Annotated in this window: 17 protein-coding genes and 1 pseudogene; 10 read left to right on the forward strand and 8 right to left on the reverse strand. The window is 42.2% G+C overall.

Features of this window, described 5'->3' with window-relative positions:
- Positions 1-37: 37 nt before the first annotated feature.
- Both mreC and UYI_RS0102405 read right to left on the reverse strand, forming a co-directional pair.
- Positions 38-814 carry a rod shape-determining protein MreC gene (mreC, locus tag UYI_RS0102400; protein ID WP_016865092.1) on the reverse strand — a complete coding sequence of 259 codons (777 nt, stop codon included), beginning with the start codon at positions 812-814 and terminating at the stop codon, positions 38-40.
- Between the two features lie 79 nt (positions 815-893).
- Positions 894-1,901, reverse strand: coding sequence for a rod shape-determining protein (locus UYI_RS0102405; RefSeq protein WP_016865093.1), 1,008 nt, complete (start codon positions 1,899-1,901; stop codon positions 894-896).
- A gap of 368 nt (positions 1,902-2,269) precedes the next feature.
- On the opposite strand from UYI_RS0102405, the gene UYI_RS0102410 reads away from it, so the two are divergent.
- A complete protein-coding gene (locus tag UYI_RS0102410) occupies positions 2,270-2,632 on the forward strand; it encodes a single-stranded DNA-binding protein (protein WP_009458019.1) in 363 nt (120 codons plus the stop codon).
- An 81-nt stretch (positions 2,633-2,713) separates the two neighbouring features.
- On the opposite strand, the gene UYI_RS0102415 is transcribed toward UYI_RS0102410, so the two are convergent.
- Positions 2,714-3,460, reverse strand: coding sequence for an SIMPL domain-containing protein (locus UYI_RS0102415; RefSeq protein WP_016865094.1), 747 nt, complete (start codon positions 3,458-3,460; stop codon positions 2,714-2,716).
- A gap of 260 nt (positions 3,461-3,720) precedes the next feature.
- Between UYI_RS0102415 and UYI_RS0102420 the strand changes: the two genes are divergently transcribed.
- The 3 genes and pseudogenes from UYI_RS0102420 (at position 3,721) to UYI_RS31785 (ending at position 5,712) form a co-directional block, all read left to right on the forward strand.
- Positions 3,721-4,128, forward strand: coding sequence for an EVE domain-containing protein (locus tag UYI_RS0102420; RefSeq protein ID WP_016865095.1), 408 nt, complete (start codon positions 3,721-3,723; stop codon positions 4,126-4,128).
- Positions 4,129-4,164: 36 nt separating this feature from the next.
- The gene (locus tag UYI_RS39520) at positions 4,165-4,299 is read left to right on the forward strand and encodes a hypothetical protein (protein WP_268742081.1); all 135 of its coding nucleotides are present in this window, start codon (positions 4,165-4,167) and stop codon (positions 4,297-4,299) included.
- 244 nt (positions 4,300-4,543) lie between these two features.
- Positions 4,544-5,712, forward strand: a pseudogene (locus tag UYI_RS31785) (hypothetical protein).
- Positions 5,713-6,008: 296 nt separating this feature from the next.
- Here the strand turns inward: UYI_RS31785 and UYI_RS0102435 are convergent.
- Positions 6,009-6,632: a Uma2 family endonuclease gene (locus UYI_RS0102435; RefSeq protein WP_016865097.1), complete on the reverse strand. Its 624-nt coding sequence runs from the start codon at positions 6,630-6,632 to the stop codon at positions 6,009-6,011.
- A 384-nt stretch (positions 6,633-7,016) separates the two neighbouring features.
- On the opposite strand from UYI_RS0102435, the gene UYI_RS0102440 reads away from it, so the two are divergent.
- Both UYI_RS0102440 and UYI_RS0102445 read left to right on the forward strand, forming a co-directional pair.
- On the forward strand, positions 7,017-8,498 hold the full coding sequence (locus tag UYI_RS0102440; protein WP_026085699.1) for a leucyl aminopeptidase: 1,482 nt from the start codon (positions 7,017-7,019) through the stop codon (positions 8,496-8,498).
- A gap of 129 nt (positions 8,499-8,627) precedes the next feature.
- The gene (locus tag UYI_RS0102445; RefSeq protein ID WP_016865099.1) at positions 8,628-9,110 is read left to right on the forward strand and encodes a helix-turn-helix domain-containing protein; all 483 of its coding nucleotides are present in this window, start codon (positions 8,628-8,630) and stop codon (positions 9,108-9,110) included.
- Positions 9,111-9,465: 355 nt separating this feature from the next.
- On the opposite strand, the gene UYI_RS0102450 is transcribed toward UYI_RS0102445, so the two are convergent.
- From UYI_RS0102450 to UYI_RS0102460, 3 genes are all read right to left on the reverse strand, one after another.
- Positions 9,466-10,539, reverse strand: coding sequence for an LOG family protein (locus UYI_RS0102450; RefSeq protein ID WP_016865100.1), 1,074 nt, complete (start codon positions 10,537-10,539; stop codon positions 9,466-9,468).
- 576 nt (positions 10,540-11,115) lie between these two features.
- A complete protein-coding gene (gene trxA / locus UYI_RS0102455) occupies positions 11,116-11,463 on the reverse strand; it encodes a thioredoxin (RefSeq protein WP_256678112.1) in 348 nt (115 codons plus the stop codon).
- 670 nt (positions 11,464-12,133) lie between these two features.
- Positions 12,134-13,297, reverse strand: coding sequence for a GuaB3 family IMP dehydrogenase-related protein (locus tag UYI_RS0102460; RefSeq protein WP_016865101.1), 1,164 nt, complete (start codon positions 13,295-13,297; stop codon positions 12,134-12,136).
- Between the two features lie 555 nt (positions 13,298-13,852).
- On the opposite strand from UYI_RS0102460, the gene UYI_RS0102465 reads away from it, so the two are divergent.
- The 4 genes from UYI_RS0102465 (at position 13,853) to UYI_RS0102480 (ending at position 19,858) form a co-directional block, all read left to right on the forward strand.
- On the forward strand, positions 13,853-16,339 hold the full coding sequence (locus UYI_RS0102465; RefSeq protein WP_016865102.1) for an endonuclease MutS2: 2,487 nt from the start codon (positions 13,853-13,855) through the stop codon (positions 16,337-16,339).
- A 642-nt stretch (positions 16,340-16,981) separates the two neighbouring features.
- Complete coding sequence (locus tag UYI_RS0102470; protein WP_009456761.1) at positions 16,982-17,587, forward strand: DUF3038 domain-containing protein; 606 nt, start codon at positions 16,982-16,984, stop codon at positions 17,585-17,587.
- A gap of 25 nt (positions 17,588-17,612) precedes the next feature.
- A complete protein-coding gene (locus tag UYI_RS0102475) occupies positions 17,613-19,241 on the forward strand; it encodes a DUF4335 domain-containing protein (protein WP_016865104.1) in 1,629 nt (542 codons plus the stop codon).
- Positions 19,242-19,573: 332 nt separating this feature from the next.
- Positions 19,574-19,858 carry a YiaA/YiaB family inner membrane protein gene (locus tag UYI_RS0102480; RefSeq protein WP_016865105.1) on the forward strand — a complete coding sequence of 95 codons (285 nt, stop codon included), beginning with the start codon at positions 19,574-19,576 and terminating at the stop codon, positions 19,856-19,858.
- 167 nt (positions 19,859-20,025) lie between these two features.
- Here the strand turns inward: UYI_RS0102480 and UYI_RS0102485 are convergent, their stop codons facing one another.
- Positions 20,026-21,060, reverse strand: a complete 1,035-nt coding sequence (locus UYI_RS0102485; protein WP_016865106.1) for a glycosyltransferase — start codon at positions 21,058-21,060, stop codon at positions 20,026-20,028.
- Positions 21,061-21,466 lie beyond the last annotated feature (406 nt).

Raw genomic sequence — 21,466 nt, forward strand, 5'->3', positions numbered from 1 at the left:
AGATATTAATCTTCACCCTTCATCCTTATCTTTGTGATTAGGGATTCTCCTGTTGTTGGTTTTCTGGCTTGGGATATACTGTCACCCAATCCAAAGAGCGAATTGAGGGAAACAGTTCTACTTTCGCTACAGAGGCTGGCAGTTTCTTTAAATCTAGGGACTTAATTTTTCCTATTGGCAAACCAGAGGGAAACTTTTGGCTATAGGTCGATGTCACAACTACATCCCCAGGTTTGACATTGGGAACTTTCTCATAAAACTCCAGTACTGCTTCTGCGGAAGCATCACCCCGTAAAACTCCTTTGGCGCCGGTACGGCTGATGTTTACACCCACCTTACTTTTCAGGTCACTAATTAATAACACGCGGCTAGTATTAGGAGTTACACTCTCTACTAAACCAACTAATCCGCCTTCAGCCTTGACTACAAACCCTTGTTGAATTCCCGCCAGACTACCCCGGTTGAGAATCACTTGTTGCCACCAGTTGTCTGCACTGCGTCCTACAACCCGTGCTGGGATTGGACGTAATGAAATAGGCTCTTTTTCGACGTAACCTAACAACTGTTGTAGCTTTTTATTCTGGTTTTCTAATTCTGTGATTTGAGCTTCTAATTCTAATACACGAGCATCTTTCAACCGTTCCTCTGGAGTTGGCCCTGGCTGTAAAATCTGGAACTGACTGGTAACACCCTGATAAATCTCCAGTAACAGCGCTCCTTGAGTTTGTCTCAGTATCCAGGCTCCACCAACTATTAGGGACAGTAGTCCAATGTGTAATCCTTTATGCTCCCACCAGCGACGTGCTGTAAACATATATACCTTTATCTAGCAGTGTAAATACTAACAAATTTGGATTATTTACAAACCCAATATCAGGGATTGCTTGTTATTACTAAATATTTCGGGAACGCCCGCTGAACACTCGTTCTAGCTGTTTGAAATTTTCCAACACGCGGCCTGTACCCAATACAACACAACAGAGAGGATCGGCAGCAACGTGGGTGACAATCCCTGTTTCATGGCTAATTAGGGTATCTAGTCCTTTCAGCAAAGCGCCACCACCTGCTAGCATGATGCCCCGGTCGATAATGTCTGCTGCGAGTTCTGGAGGTGTGCGTTCCAGAGTCCGCTTCACAGCTTCAATAATCACTGATAGCGGTTCCGACATACTTTCACGAATTTCTGGCCCTTTGATGGTTACAGTGCGCGGTAAACCAGACAGCAGATGCAAACCCCGGACTTCCATCATGGCATCATCGTCATCATGAGTCGGATAGGCAGAACCAATGCGAATCTTAATATCCTCAGCAGTACGTTCCCCGATTACCAGGTTATGAACTTTCTTCATGTACTGCATGATTGATTCTGTCAGTTCATCCCCAGCTATACGTACTGATTCGCTTAGTACTGTACCCTGAAGACTCAGTACTGCTACTTCTGTAGTACCACCACCAATATCAATGATCATGTTGCCAGTCGGTTCAGCTACGGGTAATCCCGCCCCAATTGCTGCTGCCACAGGCTCATCAATGAGGTAAACTTCTCTGGCTCCGGCTTGTGTTGCTGCATCCATTACAGCTCGTCGTTCTACCCCTGTTACACCACTGGGTATACCAATAACAATCCGGGGTAATACTAGTGATTTACCTTCATTGACGCGCTGTATAAAGCTTTTTAACATGATTTCGGCTGTATCGAAATCAGCAATTACACCATCGCGCAAGGGGCGCAGGGCAATCACATTTCCCGGTGTTCGACCGAGCATTTTTTTGGCGTCTTCTCCTACTGCCAGTGCTACCTTTTCGTTTTGGTCAATGGCAACTACTGATGGTTCTTGAAGAACAATACCTTTACCAGATACATACACTAGGGTATTGGCGGTACCGAGGTCGATACCCATATCTCGCGATAAGGAAAACTTACTGAAAAGGCCCACGGGTTTTGTCGCCCCCTATTTCGATACTTTTGACTACTACCGTAAGAGAGAATCGTGCAGGATTTTATTACTTTTTTTGACCTGAGTCTAGTAAAGCAGGCTATATTTTGTATAAGTTTTAGGAATCTTTGCCTTTTTGTTGCTGCTACTGTTTTATATTCTCTGACTGTAAGGACATATCCGTACACTTTTGTGGTTAGAAAAGAGTAATTTTTATCATTATAGTCAGTAAATATAATTGTTAATTATTTAACACACTTTTTCCAGTTTGAGAATTCGCTATTATGAAAGTCACTATGTAATGAGTACGTCTGTACTGAAAGGTCACACCCATGAGCATTAATATCGTCACCCTAGTCGGTCGTGTAGGCGGCGACCCTGATATGAAGTATTTTGAGGATAGTGGTAGTGTAAAATGTAAACTAACACTAGCAGTAAGACGACGATCGCGTAGTAGTGATGAACCTGATTGGTTCAATTTAGAACTATGGGGAAATACTGCGGAGATCGCCGGTCGGTTTGTACGTAAAGGAAGCCTAATCGGAGTTAAAGGTTCCTTAAAATTTGATACCTGGAATGATCGCACTACCGGCGCGCTGCGTTCTTCCCCAGTCATCAGAGTAGATCAACTAGACCTACTTGGTTCCAAGCGCGACGAAGCAGAGATGATGGATAATAATCCTGATAATTTTTAATCATTTTGTTGTTTGTTGTTAGTTGTTTGTTGTTTGAAAAAATCAACAACCAAAAATCAACAACAAACAACCAACACTTGACTAATAACTAATTTCCAACGTCACCGATGCTTCTACTTGCTGTTCACCACCTTCTACAGGAGTGGAAGCATTTGCAGTTTGAACCGCATCCGCACGAAGCATGGGACGTGGTGGTGGAGGTGGTGCGCTTGCGCCGTTGATTTGAATGCTTACTACTTCTTTACGCTGGAAACCCAAAGCACCAAAAACGGCTTCAGCTTGCTGTTGAGCTTCTTGGGTAGCTTCTTTTAGTGCTTGCTTTTGGGCTTGAGCGATCGCTTCATCAGTAGCCACAAAACTAATACCGCTAATCTGCGTTGCTCCTGCTTTGACAGCTTCATCCAACAACGGGCCAGCTTTCTCAGTAGCAATACGGAAACTCACAGTATTACTAGCACTATAACCAGTTAGACGTTGAATGTTATCTTTATAACTATATACCGGATTAAGAGTAATGCCAGTAGTTTGTAGTTTCTCTACATTACGGGTCTTGAGCAGTGCTACCACAGCTGATGACCTACGAGCAGCCTCTTGTTGTGCCTCTTGGGCAGTTTTAGCCTGCACTTCTACACCTAATACAACTTGAGCTAGAGTAGCAGGAATTGATTCTACCCCGCGACCAGTAACTGTAAGAGTTCGTAACATCCTCTGTTTCTCTTGTGCTAGGACAGGCTGGGTAAAGGTAATACATACCAGCATGGCAAATGATAAACTCTTCCATAAGTTCCCAGTCAATAACTGAGAACCCAACAAAGTGGGTTTATTCATAAAATTTCACTCCTCGAAATTACTTTTTGCTGGTTGTTTGATAGTGGTTGCTTGTTGTGGGTTGCTAATCACGATTAGTAATCATTAACAAACCATTGAGTACAGCCGCGAAGCTTTGCGTCCCTACCAACAACAAACAACAAACAACAAACAACTAACTAATTATGTGTCTCTACTTTGACACGTGATTATTACTATATCTAGGATGGTTACATTTTTAGAAACTTGAAAAATTCACGACAACTTTTGGAGATGCTTGCATGGCGTATTGGTTGCTAAAAACTGAACCGGAGGAATATTCCTACTCAGATTTAGAACTCAATGGCAGTACGGTTTGGAATGGAGTGAGCAATGCCTTAGCCCTAAAGCATCTACGTACAATGACCATTGGTGATTTAGCGTTAATTTATCACACTGGCAAAGAGCGGCGAATTATAGGTGTGGCAGAAGTAACCAGTCAACCTTACCCCGATCCAAAATTAGATGACGTTAAACGAGTAGTTGTAGATTTACGTCCTCTTCAAAGAGTGCCTCAACCAGTTTCCTTAGCGCAAATAAAACAAGATAGTAGCTTTGCAGACTTTGACTTGCTGCGTCTTCCCAGACTATCTGTAGTCCCAGTGTCACAGTCCCACTGGCAGCGCCTCCTACAATTGTCGAAGGGGTAATGATTAGACCTAGCTTGAAAATAAGGCAGATGGCAGATGGCAGATGGCAGATGGCAGATGGCAGATGGCAGATGGCAGATGGCAGATGGCAGAAGGGGTAAAAATTTTCATATTTGGTTGTGCCAAAACAGCAGCGTGATTGACTGTCTTGAAAATAGCGATCAGCGATGAACTGAACAGCAAACCCATAATCTATCGGTGTTAATCGGTGTTAATCGGTGTTCGTTTAATTTCTCCCTCGTTGTGGGCGATCGCCCCTTGGGTTCTAGCTTGAAAATAAAACAGTTGCTAGTCGTTGCTCGTTAATTTAACTTTTCACCTTATGGGGAATTTGATTTATCCTCCCAGAAAGAGGTCAAGGCGATCGCACCTCCGCTAAAACCGAAATAGAAGGATGTTACTGAAGGGTCAAGCAATGGCAGATAAATCTAAAAAAGATAGAGAAGATAAACCATCTTTGTTAGAATCCTTTGCTGAAACATTAGGCTGCGTCGCTGGAACCGCAGTTGGGGTAGGAACAGCAGCTGGTAGTACAGCGATTGAAGCTGGTAAAGCAGTAGCAGAAACAGCAGCTGGTGTAGGGGAAGCAGCAGCCAAGCAAGCACACCAACTATTTGAGCAAGCAACTCATACAGCAGGACAAGTAACAGAACGCCTGGGTGAAAATTGGCTGATCCGCAGAGTAGCTGGTGCGTTAAATCTCAATTGGCTAGTTGGTGCTAGTGACAATGTTGATTTAGACAAATCCGCAGCATTAGTAAAAAAGCTTCAGCAGGAGCATCCTAATGAATCGCCTAGCCAAATTGCCCATCGGATCATGGTGGATAAGGCAACGAAAGCCGGTGGAATTGGTTTGGCAACAAGTGTTTTACCGGGTTTTGCCGCAGGACTGTTGGCAATTGATTTAGCAGCTACAACCAATTGCAATCAGAAATGATTTATGAGATTGCCGCCGCCTATGGGTTAGATTTAAAAGATCCCAGCCGTAGAGGTGAGGTGTTGGCAATTTTTGGTTTAGCTTTAGGTGGTGGTCGTCTGTTGAGAACAGCAGGTTTAGGCTTGTTGCGAAATGTACCTTTTGCGGGTGCGGTGATTGGTGCTAGCTCGAATGCGACAATGATTTATTCTTTAGGGTATGCCGCTTGTCGATTTTATGAAGCGAAGCTAGATGAATCCAAGTCTCTCACTTCTGAAGAAACCTTAGCAGAACTGAAGCAACAAAGCGATCGCTATTTGGAAACTGCGATCGCTCAACAAGCAATCATGGATCAAATTTTAGTTCACATGATCCTAGCCAGACATCCAGACAAGACTTGGGAAGAAAATTTACCAGAGTTAGAAGCTGTAAATCTCAGTCCTGCTTCTTTAGAAGCAATAGGCAAAAATATCAAATCACCCCAGCCTTTAGAGCAACTTCTCAATCAACTTAACCGTGATTTTGCCATACCACTGTTAGTTCAAGGTTACAGAATTGCCAAACTCGATGGTGAGATTAAACCAGGAGAACAAAAAGTTATTGATGCGATCGCCACTAAATTTAATATTGATTTGAATAAAATTCAGTTAATGGTCAATACTCAGTAGTTGACAACTCCCCCTACTTAAAGCGTGGGGATTCTTCCTTCACAGAAAAACGCCTTGTAAAAGCAGTGCCTTTACTTGGTCTTACTCTTTCTCCAGAAGCTCCCGCCAGGCGCAAAAAGGTAAGCGATTTCGAGATCATGTTTTAGACTTTAACTATCACCTGGAAACTAATCTTTTACCTCACCCCCCAGCCCCTTTGGTGAACTCGCAAAGAGGGGTGTCCGATAGGGCGGGGTGAAGTTTTGTAGTTCACGCTCCTGAGAACCGCTATAATTTTGTGCAACTACTTATTTTCGCTACAGTGCTGAGTCGAAAATCTGCTGTGCGGTAAGGTTTAATTCTGGGAAACCGGGAGAAACTATTGGGTTATTTCCTCTAAATAGGGTTTTGACATATTCCCCATCCACTAACTTACAAACAAAAATAGCAGGTTGCTTGGGGTTGCCAATAAAATCCCGTCCTCCTAACCCAGCGTAATCGACAATCCAATATTCAGGAATGCCCATTTTTTCATAATCAGCAAACTTTTTATAGTAATCGTCACGCCAATTTTGGCTAACTACCTCAATTACTAAAGGAATTGATTCTGGTTGCTGCACGGTAGAATATTTTTCCCACAATTCCTCATTTTTTAAGTTGATGCGGTTAATAACAAGGACATCGGGACAATAAGCAAAGTCAGATTCTCCATCTGAAAAAGCGATTAATGCTGTTTTGGGAATATTGTATGGAAGATTTAACCGGGTAAATTCAATTCCAATTTGCACACCTAAAAAACCGGTAACATTTTCATGCTTACCAGAAGGTTGCGCCATCTCAATGATTATTCCATTATGTAGCTCATAGCGATTCCCATCCGGCTTTTGCTCCACAAATTCTTGGATGGTTAATAATTTTTGCTTTGGCAGTGCTTGAGTCATAATGAACACACACGGCAAAAATTTTATTTGTTGTTCTATTTTTAGGTACAAGGCTATTTCATTCTAGACATAAACCGCCCTGAACTAAAGTTTAGGGCTAATATTTTTTTCACAATGAGCAAAACTATCATAGAACGTTATCGGCTAACGTGAGTTCAACAAATGGTCAATGGTCAATGGTCAATGGTTAATAGTTGTTATTTCTTAACTTACTCTTCACCAACAACTACTGTACGGGCGCACAGCTAGCTGTGCGCCGCCCCTACTAACCACTAACCAAATGTACCAGACGTGCCATGGCACGTCTGGTACAACAACCAACAACCCATAAAACACGAATTTTACGCAATACTGGTACAAGAACTGTTACACACAATAAAAAAAATGGAAATTATACCTAGTAGTACCCCGATTTTAGAGTGGACTGGAGATGGTCTGGCTGTAGGATTATTTGAAGATAACACAGAGCTAACTGGCGAACTAGCGACTTTAAATGAGAAATTTGCAGGGTATATAAAAGAACTAATTGCTGAAGAGGAATTTAAGGGAAAAGTCGGTAGCACTGCTTTCACAAGATTAGGTAGTGGTAGCCCAGTTCGTAAAATTATCCTGGTGGGCTTAGGAAAAGCAGATGCATTGAAATTGGATACTTTGCGCCGTGCAGCAGCTGCGATCGCTCGCCAAGCCAAAAAGCAAAAATGTAAAACTCTGGCTATTAGTTTACCAGTTTGGAACAACGATCCTGCCCAAACTGCCCAAGCCTTGGCTGAAGGTGTGCAATTAGCACTATACCAAGATAATCGCTTTAAGTCAGAACCTGAGGATAAAGGGCCACAAGTAGAAATCGTAGAATTACTGGGACTGAATGGACAAGAGGCGGCGATCGCTCGTGCTAATCAAATTTGTTCTGGGGTTATTTTGGCAAGGCAACTGGTAGCGGCTCCTGCTAACGAAGTAACACCAATTACAATGGCAGAAACCGCAATGGCGATCGCTTCCGAAGCAGGAATGCACATAGAAATCCTGGAACGGGAAGACTGTGAGAAATTGGGCATGGGTGCGTTTTTGGGAGTAGCAAAAGCATCTGATTTGCCACCAAAATTTATTCACCTCACCTACAAACCAGAAGGTACACCCAAACGCAAGCTAGCAATTATTGGTAAAGGCTTAACCTTTGATTCTGGTGGACTCAACATCAAAGGTCCAGGTAGCGGCATCGAAAACATGAAAATAGATATGGGTGGTGCAGCAGCGACTTTTGGTGCAGCCAAGGTGATTGGTCAACTCAAACCAGATGTAGAAGTTCACTTCATCTCCGCCGTTACCGAGAATATGATTAGCGGCCATGCCATGCACCCTGGTGATATTCTCAAAGCATCTAACGGTAAAACAATAGAAGTGAATAACACCGATGCGGAAGGACGCTTGACTCTAGCCGATGCTTTGGTATTTGCTGATAAACTTGGCGTTGATGCGATCGTTGATTTAGCAACTCTCACTGGTGCTTGTGTGATTGCCTTGGGCGACGATATTGCTGGTTTGTTTACTCCTGATGATGGTTTAGCCAAAGAGTTAGAAACAGCAGCGCACAGTGCAGGCGAAAAAATTTGGCGACTTCCAATGGAAGAAAAGTATTTTGAGGGAATGAAGTCTGGGATTGCGGACATGAAAAACACAGGCCCTCGTCCTGGTGGTTCCATCACTGCTGCCTTGTTCTTAAAACAATTCGTCAAAGACACTGCGGCTTGGGCACACTTGGATGTAGCTGGGCCAGTTTGGACAGATAAAGAAAACGGCTATAACGGGCCTGGCGCGACTGGCTTTGGTGTTCGCACCCTTGTAAATTGGGTGTTGAGTTATTCGTAAATTCCACCATCCTTGTTACAGACAAGCAAATTCATCTTTTATTTGCCAGGGGTAGGCATAACACCTACCCTAATATTTTTGATAGTTTTGAGAAATTGTAAGTAATATCAATTGGGAGATGGAGTCAGCGTGAAAGGAGGAAGTAAGTATCAACCACTTTTAGAATATCTCCAAAGAAGTGATTGCCCTGAAATCACCCTTTCTTTCACAGAAATTGAAAAATTGATTAATAGCACTCTACCCAACTCAGCCAGAAAAGAACGCCGCTGGTGGGGAAACCGCAGCAAAGGTTCGCCCCAAGCCTCAGCTTGGATGAAGGCAGGGTACTTAGTAGAACTTAACCTAGAAGCAGAAACTGTCACTTTTCGCAAACCAACTAGTAGCTACAAAGTTCAAACTGCAACCAATACTATGAACTGGAACAGCGAAACCATCAAAGCACTACGCCTGCAAATGGGACTTTCCCAAAAAGAATTTGCCGAAGAGTTAGGCGTTCGCCAGCAAACCGTCAGCGAGTGGGAAACAAGTGTATATGAACCAACTCGCGCCACATCAAAACTTTTAAGCATGGTAGCTGAAAAAGCTGGATTTAAGTACCAAGCTGGAGAGTAAAACTAAAAATTGTAAATAATATATTGACAATATTACACGTTACCGTGTAAAAATAGAATAGACTTTTTGGAAAAGTCGTTTTTGCACTATTTTAGGTAAAGCGGAAAGATTAAAGTTTTTTTCTTTCCCCTTTACCTTTTCTTCAACAACTGCCAATCAATTTAATCTATTGAAACCTATCGCTTTAGGAAGACCTTACCAACAACGCGATACTCTTGATCATAAATGTAGTTGTAGAGACGTGCCATGGCACGTCTCTACATTGGTTAGTAGTTAGTAGTTAGTAGTTAGTAGTTATTTCTCTACTCCTCACACTCCCAGTCATCAGATGTATCAGACTTATAGTGAAACGGTATCACTTCAATTCTGGATGCGCTCTATCTTCTGGTGAAGGCGCACCCATACTGTTGATGGCTGCAATCATTTGATAAAGACGTCCTAAATCTCGTTGATTGAAGTAAAGAACTAAGCGCGGTAGTTCTAAAGTTTCATCTTGCCTTTCTTGAGGTAAAGCTTGACTTTTTTCAATCCGTCCTGTCACCAGAATGTCACTAAAATTAGCGTTTAATTGCTCTAGTTCTGCATCTGATAGAGCTGTTCTGAGGCGAATTACTAAGCGATCGCCTACGTAGCGACTGGAATGATAAACCTGGTAAAAACGGGTAATAGCATTACAAGCTACCACCAGATCATCTGTCACTGTGTAAAGATTTGGGTCTTCGGGGCTTACCAAACCATTTTTCACTAATTGTTTATCAATATATTCACTCCAAGAACGCCAGTAGTCTCCACCAGGACGGTCAATTAAGACTACGGGTACTGGGCCAAACTTACCTGTTTGGCTTAAAGTCATACACTCAAAAGCTTCATCTTGAGTACCAAACCCACCAGGGAATAAGGCGATAGCATCACTTTCTTTTAAAAGAAATAACTTGCGAGTAAAGAAATATTTAAAATGAATCAGCTTCGGATCACCCTCAATAATTGGGTTTGCTTGCTGTTCAAAGGGTAGTTGAATATTTAGACCAAAAGAATTTTCTCGTCCAGCACCTTCGTGACCGGCTTGCATAATCCCACCGCCACCACCGGTCATAACCATAAATCCCAATTGAGTGACATAGCGAGCGAAGTCAGCTGCCATGCGATATTCTGGACTTTCTGGTGATAGGCGAGCCGAACCAAATATGGTTACTTTCCGGACGTGTCGGTAGTTATGAAAGAGCTGAAAACCACGTTCCATGTCTATTAAAGCAGCGGACATGATTTTCCAATCAAGGCGATCAACCTCACTCTCAGCCAGACGCACTATGGTAGCTAGCGCCTGCTGAATATATTGTCGATGCTTCAACGTTGGTAAACGCTCAAATAATTCGGCGATATCGGTTTGGAGAGACTCTAATGTGTCAAACGACGACGCAGATGAGGTCATGAGAACTGTAGCCAAAGCGGCACTATATTTTACCTGAATTTGATTTCAATGTGGAATTTCTCAACCGCTACAGATTTTCAACTGTCTGCCACTGCCAATTTATCTTGAGAACACTTAAGTGATAGGGAGAAATTCTTCCCCACCTCGCCATCTTCTAAATTGTTTCAGACAAAAAAGCACCTCCAGTTATAAAAACCAAGGCGCTATTACTTTCTTTGCCAACTAAAAGTTACTTTGAAACAACATAATCTAGTGCAGTTTGCCAAAAATGGCTACAACAGGAAAAAGCTGCTAAAAGCAGATAACAAAAGCTTTACAGCCTTGTATTTTTGCCTTATCATAAGCTTTCGCGACTAAGAGTCGGCAAACAAAGAGGGAAAAATGAATCACAGATGACTTTTTTAGAGTAGATTTTATTGCTATTGTGTGTTAGGTAGTAAAACACAGTGCAAACTACAATAGTTGGAAAAATATTAGAGTCAGGAAACTAGCTGTAGTGTCCCTTTATTTGGCTAGCAAATACCGGAAATTTTTGGAGTGAAAAACACTCCAAAAGTATTTGCAGTAGCTTAAACTTTAAAGATATTTTTCCAGAGTATTAGCTAATGTAGATTTGGGCACAGCTCCTACTACCATATCAACTTTTTGTCCACCCTTAAAAATCATCAATGTAGGAATACTGCGGATACCATACTGACTAGCAACATTAGGATTCTCATCGGTATTGACTTTAACTACCTTGAGTTGACCTTCATACTGAGCAGCTATTTCATCTACAACTGGGGCTACCATCCGGCAAGGACCGCACCAGGGTGCCCAAAAGTCAACCAAAACAGGAACTTCGCTGTCTAATACTTCCTGCTTAAAAGTAGAGTCGGTAACTTGTGCGGCTGCTGACATGGCTACAAACCTTTGCCTATATATTTTTGATCGTGCTGAAATTCTACCATAGCAAAAAGCACTGCTTGGAGTCAGACATATACATTTGTATTTAACACTTCCACGGCTTGACGGGATTTTTTAGGGGTTAAACTTCTAGGGCTGCGTCAATTGCCTCTACTTTCTTCAGCATGAACCTGATTCTCTTACAAAAGGAACCGCCCGAACAGTAGTTCGGGCGGAGTGTGGTGTGAGGAGTGAACGGAAACATGCGTCTCCGCTATTCCTATTGTAGGCGACATATGTGATTTTTCCAGTAAATGTTTTAGAGTCTGGAAAAATTTTTTTGTGGTTGTTAGTGGTTAGTTGTCAATTGTCAATTGTCAATTGTTAGTAGTTAGTGGTTGGTTGTTGATGGTTAGTAGTTAGTGGTGAGTCCAGCCCCCCAAAAAGGCGGTTCCCGTCACGTAGACACAACAGCGGCTTAAGGTCAGGGTAGTGGCTTAAGGTAAGGGTAGGGTTAGTGGTTAGTGGTTACAACTTCCGACTTCCGACTTCTGACTTCCTCCTTGTCTCCCTAGTCCTCCTTGTCCCCACACTCCCAGACGCTTCAAACAGCGCGTCTCTACATTACTCCCCATCTCCACATCTCCTTACTAACAACTATCAACTAACAACTATCAACTATCAACTAACAACTATCAACTAATATGTCTTATTTACCCATACCCAATTGTTGAGCTTTTTGGTATACTTTACCCTCAGTTAACAGGGAAGGAGCGATTACAACTTCGACTTGCTGCATTTGTTTAAGGTTTTTCGCTCCTAGTGTACCCATACTAGTTTTTAAGGCTCCCAAGAGATTATGAGTACCATCATCTAGCTGTGCTGGGCCAATGAGAATTTGTTCTAAAGTACCAGTTGTACCTACGCGAATGCGTGTTCCCCGGGGCAATACAGGGCTAGGAGTTGCCATACCCCAGTGATAACCACGTCCTGGTGCTTCACTAGCCCTGGCAAAAGGAGAACCAATCATGACTCCATCTGCACCACAAGCAATACACTTACAGATGTCACCACCAGTAATTAAACCACCATCAGCAATTACTGGAATGTATTTACCTGTTTGTTGATAATACTCATCACGGGCAGCTGCACAATCTGCGATCGCTGTTGCCTGTGGTACACCCACTCCCAACACGCCACGGGAAGTACAAGCAGCACCAGGGCCAATACCGACAAGAACCGCAGCAGCTCCTGCTTTCATCAAGTCTAGGGTAACTTCATAAGTGACGCAATTACCCAAAACCACAGGTATAGGCATTTCTTGGCAAAATTGAGCCAAGTCAAGGGGTACTATAGATTCTGGCGACAGGTGTGCTGTGGAAACAACTGTTGCTTGCACAAAAAATAAATCTGCCCCTGCTTTTGCCACTACTGCACCATATTTACTTGCCCCTGCTGGAGTTGCACTAACTGCGGCAATACCGCCTTGTTGTTTAATTTCTCTAATTCTTTGTTCAATTAATTCTGGTTTAATGGATTCGGCATAAAGTTCTTGCATCAAGGGGACAAATTCTTCTTTGCCCACCGAGGCTATTTTGTCTAAAATTGGCTCTGGATCAGCATAGCGAGTTTGAATTCCTTCTAAATTCAATACACCCAATGCTCCTAAGTTTGATAGAAGCACAGCCATGCGAACGTCTACAACACCATCCATCGCGCTGGCAATAATGGGAATTTCTCGCTCAATATTACCAATACGCCATTTTGTGTCTGCCAAACTCGGATCTAGCGTCCTGCTACCAGGTACTAAAGCTATTTCATCTATACCGTAAGCCCTACGAGCTGTTTTTCCCCGCCCAATTTGAGTTTCCACGCTGTTAATGTTCCCAAATCTGTTTAAGCTAGGGTATCAAATTGTGGAGATATTTGCAGCGGTTTTTTTGAAAACGAATTACCTAAGTAACAAAAAATGCCAACAATAATCAAGATAAATAACGAGACTGAATGAATCAGTTTTTGCATATTTTTTACTTGAGGTTGGTGTTAGCTAGGTTCTCAAAATTTTGGTGATTCAGGTGTCGATTATTACTTAGTTATTTTCACCCATGCCTGGTTGTTTTGGCATCTTTAAATTCAATACGGTTGAGTTAGTCGATTTAGCAAAAGGGTTTAAGGGTGTGAGGGTGTAAGAAAAAACAAGAATTTTTCTTAAATTCATATCTTTAAAAATACTCCGAAATTTTCACCCCATAGCCACAAAATCTTCCTAAACCCTTATACCCTTACCCGCCTATACCCCTATTTCTTGATCTATACGGAAATTTCACCCTGTCAGAGTGAGCCGTGGAGGGTTTTGTATTGCTACGATAAATTTCAGATTATTCAAATCAGATATTAATCGATTATTAAAACAGTACATATCAAAGCCTTGATTCAATCTGAAACTCTAGAACTACTCGAATGGCATCGCCTCTGCCAGCATCTATCAACCTTTGCGGCTACTAAACTTGGGGCGATCGCAGCGCGCGATTTGACGCCGCCTGACTCTCAAGCTGAGAGTGAGTATTTGTTGACGCAAACTAAAGAAGTGTATGAACTCGAAAGTCGCCTCACTACAGGACTTTCGTTTGAAGGGATTCAAGATATTGGTGATTCTCTAGAAAGGGCAGAACTACAAGGAGTTCTAGCAGGTGAGGAACTGCTGGCTATTGCTACCACTCTGGCGGGAAGCAGAAATTTACGCCGGATCATCGATAATCAGCCAGATTTGCCCATTCTCACAGAATTAGTGGCTGAGTTAAGAACTTATCCAGAACTAGAACAGGAAATTCATCGTTGTATTGACGAACGAGGACAAGTAAGCGATCGCGCTAGCCAAAAACTTGCTGACATTCGTACAGAATTGCGGAAATTACGTAACCAAATTACCCAAAAATTACATAATATTATCCAAGTAAAATCCAATGCAGTTCAGGAACAAATTATTACCCAACGAGGCGATCGCTATGTAATTCCTGTGAAAGCGCCACAAAAAGATGCGATTCCTGGCATAGTTCATGATACTTCTGCTAGTGGCGCCACACTCTATGTAGAACCAAATTCCATTGTTTGCTGGGGTAATCAGCTGCGGCAGTTAGTTAGAAGAGAACAGGCAGAAGAAGAGGCTATTCGTCGCGCTTTAACTGAACAAGTGGCAGAAGTAAAACCTGATTTGGAAAAATTACTTGCCATTACCACTACTCTAGATTTAGCAACTGCCAAGGCACGTTATAGTTTCTGGCTACAAGCCAACCCACCCCGTTTTATCAATCGCCAAGCAAACGAGTACATTACCCTACGGCAATTACGGCATCCGTTGTTAGTATGGCAGCAACAACACGAACAAGGACAAGCAGTAGTTCCTGTAGATTTACTGATTCAACCAGAAATTAAAGTAGTAACTATTACTGGGCCAAACACAGGTGGTAAAACAGTAACTTTAAAAACCTTGGGTTTAGCAGCCTTAATGGCAAAAGTCGGTTTATTTGTTCCTGCCCGTGAACCAGTAGAATTGCCTTGGTTTGACCAGGTATTGGCAGATATAGGCGACGAACAATCACTACAACAAAATTTGTCTACATTTTCTGGGCATATTCGCCGTATTAGTCGGATTTTGGAGGCGATAGATAAGCCACTTGATGGGGAACTCGGGGCCCCCACGACCGACAGGGAGTGGGGATTAGGGGCAATGGGGAGATTGGGAGATGGGGAGAAAGATTGCACCCCACTACCCCATCAAAGTTTTGCCCTAGTACTCCTCGATGAAGTGGGTGCAGGTACAGACCCTGCTGAAGGTAGTGCCTTAGCGATCGCCTTATTACGCTATCTGGCAGATCATGCCCAGTTGACTATGGCAACTACTCACTTTGGCGAACTCAAAGCGTTGAAATATCAAGATGAACGATTTGAAAACGCCTCAGTAGAATTTGATGAAGCCACCCTTTCGCCTACTTACCGTCTACTGTGGGGGATTCCTGGACGTTCTAACGCTTTGGCAATTGCCCGACGCTTGGGGTTAAAAGCAGAAGTTATCGAACAGGCGAAAACTAATCTGGGAGGATCAACAGACGAAGTTAACCAGGTAATTGCTGGGTTAGAAGCGCAACGCCGCCGCCAAGAAACCAAAGCTGCACAAGCACAAGATTTGTTGCAGCAAGCTGAGCGTTTATACAAAGAAGTGTCCGCAAAAGCCGCAAATTTACAGGAAAGAGAACAAACTTTGCGTGCTTCCCAAGAAATAGCGGTACAGCAAGCGATCGCCCAAGCCAGAAGCGAAATTGCTCAAGTAATTCGCCGTTTGCAGCAAGGTACACCCACTGCCCAAGATGCCCAACAAGCCACAAATGCTTTGCATCAAATTGCCGAAAAATTTATACCCCAACCACCACCAAAACCGAAACAAGGATATATCCCCAAAGAAGGCGATCGCATCCGAATTCCCAAATTAGGACAAACAGCAGAAGTTTTGACTGCACCCGATGAAGATGGTGAGTTAACAGTCCGGTTTGGGATTATGAAAATGACAGTCAAACTGGAAGATGTAGAATCTTTAGATGGGAAAAAAGCTGAACCAGTAGCGAAAGCAAAACCAACCCCAGCAGCAACACCAGTCACACCAACCCAACCAGCCCCAGCAATTCGCACATCTAAAAATACTATAGATATACGTGGACGTAGAGTTGCAGATGCAGAACTTGTTTTAGATAAAGCAATTTCCGAAGCAACAGGGCCAATCTGGATTATTCACGGACACGGCACTGGTAAACTGCGGCAAGGTGTTCATACCTTTTTACAACAACACCCCAGAGTCAGTCGCTACGAAGCAGCAGAACAATCTGATGGTGGTACTGGTGTGACTGTTGCGTATGTGGACTGAATATAGCAATCCTATCTGATTGGTAAGAATCGCAGAGCTTAGATCCCCGACTTCTTCAAGAAGTCGGGGATCTTGTATCTCACCAATGATTTAGAAATCCTAATATTAGCAGCTTAAGAAATATTGATGAAAAATTAATCAGCAAGCAGCAAAAACAAAATTATATTGATTTTTTCATCCAAGAATTTACAATAACTGCCAAAAAGTCTTATTCCTATGTCAACATCACAAGAATTTTTTTATTTCCTGCTTGTTGAAATATACCTGATTAGGTATTCTTTGGTTGTAAGTAAAGTAACTGGACAAACAACTAATCATTAAACAGGAGAAAATATCTATCTTAAGGAAGATTTATTTATTTTGTATAAAGCATCAGTTTAAGCAGAAAATAGTTAAACACAAGGTTGGTGCAATTAGCAGACAAAACTTAATTAAAAGCGCTTGTACTTTATCCGAAATCGGTTTTCGTCATAGAGTAAGACAAAGACCACTGCTGTTTACCCAACCATCTCAATTCTCAACAATGCCCAACAGCTTGCTGTAGGCTACTTTCTATTCGTAGCTTTAGGAAACTAATATTCACTCGTAAAAGTCTGGTTTCAAAATGGGTAACAGCAACAGCCCCTACTAGCCCGATCACCTATGCTAAAAGTTATGCACTCTGCCGCTAATTCACCCACTCCTACTCCTCAGTGGGAGGATTTAATAAAGCTTCCAGCCCCAAACACAACTCAATGGGAAAACATTAAAACCCAATTAGATTTGGTGCTGTTGGCATTAGAAACATTGACTGGCATTGGCTCCGAGGCAATGCTTTCAGCGGCAATTAATCTAAATTTAGAGTCCAGAGTGCCAGACCGTGTAGCGCTGTGGCGGCTACGCCAGTCTAATCCGCTACGCAAAGGTCAAGGAGGGCGAAAAAAGCTCGATGTTGAAGAAGCACGAGCGCTTGTTCTCATTATTTGTTATCTTGCCAAGCAGCATCAAGAATTGATTCGTCGTGCTGTTGGCTTGTTAGAACAGATGGCGGAAAATAACCGAGAACCTCATCAGGCTGCTTTATTAGGAGATTATATCGATGCTTTCTGCAATACTTACCAAGAACGGATGGAGGAAGACTCGACGATCTCCACGGATGAACTTACCCACCTGGCTTTAAAACTGCTGATAGATCTTCTTTTTTATAGTGGTCCTGGTGGACATCGCCGCCTCTGGCTAGCACTTATAGACCGTTCAACGAAATTTTGAAAATGTCCTGCTTGCAGTTCCTGCCATGCCTGTAACAAATTCTGTCATCCGTCGTTACACACCACCCACTTGCACGCTAGAAGTCTTGGCACAAAGCTCATCTCTATCTCGTTGGGTGGGAAAGGGAAGATCTGTTCTCAAGGATCTACGCTTTGAGTTAAGCTTTGACGATCCACGACTCAGCGAAGAACAGAAGATCGTTATTCGGGGCGATCGCGATCAACTAGAAGCTTTGTGTGCAGCAGTCACAAACTACGTGCAGGAATTCCTTCAAATGTCCCCTGAAAGTTTTTGGGCAAACTTTTCAGAACTAGAGGACTCAACCAAAGCACCAGATGAACCAGAATCACAAGAACCATTACAATATTCTGCTTCTACCGAAACATTAAATTCTTTTAATAATCAAATACCAGAAACAGAAATACACATCAAACCAAACAGCCATTTAACGCATAATTTGTTTCTCGGCTCTTTAGGATACCAAGCATCAAAGCCTGTTGTTCAACTGAGTTTGCTACAGTTATTTGATTTGGCAACAGCTTTAGATCAGTACTCTGAGGATATACTTGCCCTACCTAATCTCTATCAAGGGCGATCGCGTTTTGCTATTCCTGGTTGGGTACCTGCGGTAGCAGTGCTAGTATTAGCTGTTGGTTTAGTACCCTTTACCTACCAGTATGCAATTCAGAGTAAGCAAAAACCTACTGCCACTGAAGATAAACTTGCCTTAGAACCATCACCTTTAGATTCGCCCACACCTGCAATCACCCCCACCGATCAACTACCTCCCCTACCCTTTGGTTCTAATAGTTTGTCAATACCTGGTTCCACCTTAGCTTCACCTACTCCCACTTCTCCCCAAGCCCAAGGATTTCCCACAGCACCCACATTACCTAACGCACCTTCTCAAGCTGTTCCCCCCTCTGCCTCTACATCCACATTCCCTCCACCTTCCCAATCATCTTCCGGGAACAAAGTATTCAGCGTCCCACCAACAGCGAAACTTCCCACTACAACCGCACCACGGACATTAACAAATCCTGGGCAACAAATTCTTATTCAACCCAAATCCCCACAGCAGAATACCACCGCCTCTCGTTCTAATAGTGGAGTTGTTGCCCAAAATGGGAACATTTCATTAAATTCACCAAATTCATCCACTACAGAAACTAGCCTGCCTTCTACTCTGCCTGGTATTCCACCGACCATTGCTACCGCACCCAATAATCGTAATAGCACTCTCAACCAACAAAATCAATTACCAACTAATAACTCAGTTGATGCAGAAGATACTTCCCAATTAATTGAGAGATTACGAAAGGATAATAATTCTAACCAAGTCGCGACTAGAAACAGCAATCCTTTATTTGACGCAACTGCTCAAGTGTCCGAAGCTGGAAAAGTTTTAACAAGGCGCTGGCAGCCACCTTCTGGCTTAAACCAAACGCTAGAATATAGTTTGGTTGTGGGTGTCGATGGCACTATTGAACGTATTCTTCCTTTAGGAAAAGCTTCGAGAATATATATAGATCGTACAGGAATGCCTTTAATTGGCGAACGTTTTGTTTCTCCCAATCGTAATGGGCAAACTGTGATCATTAGAGCCGTTTACAGTCCTGATGGCAAAGTAAAAACTTTTGCTGAGAAGGATTAAATCAGTGAACAGTAAACAGTTATCAGTTAACACCAATATATTGGGGAAACGTTACCCGACTGATGAACCCCTTATAACTTGTAACTGATAGCTGATGACTGTTAATCGCTCATATTGCTTCTGTGCCAGTTACCAAACTGTGACAAAAAAATGAAGGTGAAAAGTTAAAGGGTAAAGATTAAAGGATTAAGATTATGTCCTTTTTCTTTGCCCTTTAACCTTTAGCAATAACAGTATTTGAGTCCAGTTATCAAACTGTCTTTTTAAAATATTCCCATCACAATACCGCTCATTACAATGACGATTAGTTAGTCCTTTCAAAGGTTAGGCACATGCAAACACTAGGGCCACAGCAAAAAGAAAGTGCAGCTTGGATTTTTCAAACATGGGCTGCTTTTTTGCTTGCCATTTCTATGACTACCGTCGGTATTATTAACTTACCCGTAGATAACTGGGTGAAAGGTTTTATGAGTATGGGTATGGCTTTTTCAATAGGTTCTAGTTTTTCTTTGGCGAAAACCATGAGGGATTTACATGAATCCAAAAAGCTGACAGCCAGGATAGATGAAGCGAAAGTAGAAAGGCTGCTTGCTCAACATGATACTTTAACGAAATGAGCGATATATTTAATTATTTTCTAAGCCTCTAATTAATTTAGAGCCAATTTCTTGGAAAAAACTCTGCGTACCTTTGCGCTGCCTTCGCGCCCCTTTACGTTTAAAATTTTAGTTTAGGTGTAGTATAGCTAAAAATCTAATTAACTATACCTTCACACCTTAAAAAATTATCCTACTGCTTTGACTAATGACATACTTTTCAGTTTGCTTAACCAGTCTTTAACAAAGCCTTTTAACTTAATTTCTGTATGGAGTTGCCACTCAAAGAAAGGAGCAAAACCCAAAGACAGTGCTACAATTCGCAGCCGTAACAGAGGCGAATCACCCAATTGTTTTAATAAAGCTACAAGTTCTGCTCGTTCTTCTTGATTAAAAATAGGCAGAAAACAATAGGCTGAATTTATGATTGCCATCTTCCGTCTCTGTTTATCTAGCACTTTTACATCCCAGCCGCGCCGTTGAAAAGCTGGTAAAAAACTCTCTTCAAAAATCCGAATATATCCTCTCAACTGCAAATGCTTACGCTTGGAACGTGTTTTCTTCACATCAGTCCAAACGCGATATTTTGCTAGCACTTCATCTGCATAAACATTCCCGTAGCCAGCATCTGCAATTCTCACAGATAAATCATAATCCTCAACATATTCAGGGCGATTTTCGTAATATCTTAATTCTTGGAGTGCCTTAGTTCTAAACATGATAATGTTTGCTGCCACTCTATAGCCAGAAACCGCTGCCATTAGTGCTTCATCAGAGTTTTGAAACTCTTTTTTTCTGACAACTCTTGCTATTGCATGATTCTTCCCATGCTCATCAATTTCTTGAATAGCGGTATGAGCATAACCAGCTTCTGGATATTTTTGTAACAGTGAGACTAGTTTCTCTACATAATTTGGCATTAAAGCATCATCTGAGTCCAAACGTACGATAAAGTCAGTTTTTGGCTGACTCATCAACCAAGTATTGTTGCCAGCAATACCTAAATTTTTGGGTTGCCGATAGTAACGTACTTGGGGAAACTGCTGACACAACTGTTCCATCACCTGAGGGGTTTCGTCAGTACTGCCATCGTCTGAAACCCATACTTCCACATTGGGATAAGTTTGACAACAAGCACTACTTACAGATTGAATCAAGTATTGGGCTTGGTTATAAGTGGGAATACATACGGCAACTGAGGGGAATTTTGGCATTGAAGTCATAATCAAATCTAGTCCTACAACTGAAAATAGTTTTTTGTTGTATTACGCTGAAGAGCAGCAACAGAGTGAAGTGATAACCAATTAGGTTTAAGTAGTGATTGCAGAGATAAAGTTTGTCTTACTGCATTTGTGCTGGTGCAAAGTTTTATGACTTTATCTTTGTGAGGTCAACTAAACTGTTGTCTTAAGCTTCCTTCTGGCAAATAAGCGCCACCACACTAGGCGACTTTCAACATTTTTCCAGCCACCTTTACTGGGTAAATTTTTCCAAGGATGGTGAAAAGTAAGACTTTATCCCCAATTTTTGATAAGCCCTTGATTACACTGATTGAGTTATTGCATTGATAAAGTATTCACACTCCACGGGGCTAAATTAACCATTAACTAAAACTTTAGATGGTTAATT

The sequence above is a fragment of the Fischerella muscicola PCC 7414 genome, from assembly GCF_000317205.1.
Taxonomy (GTDB): domain Bacteria; phylum Cyanobacteriota; class Cyanobacteriia; order Cyanobacteriales; family Nostocaceae; genus Fischerella; species Fischerella muscicola.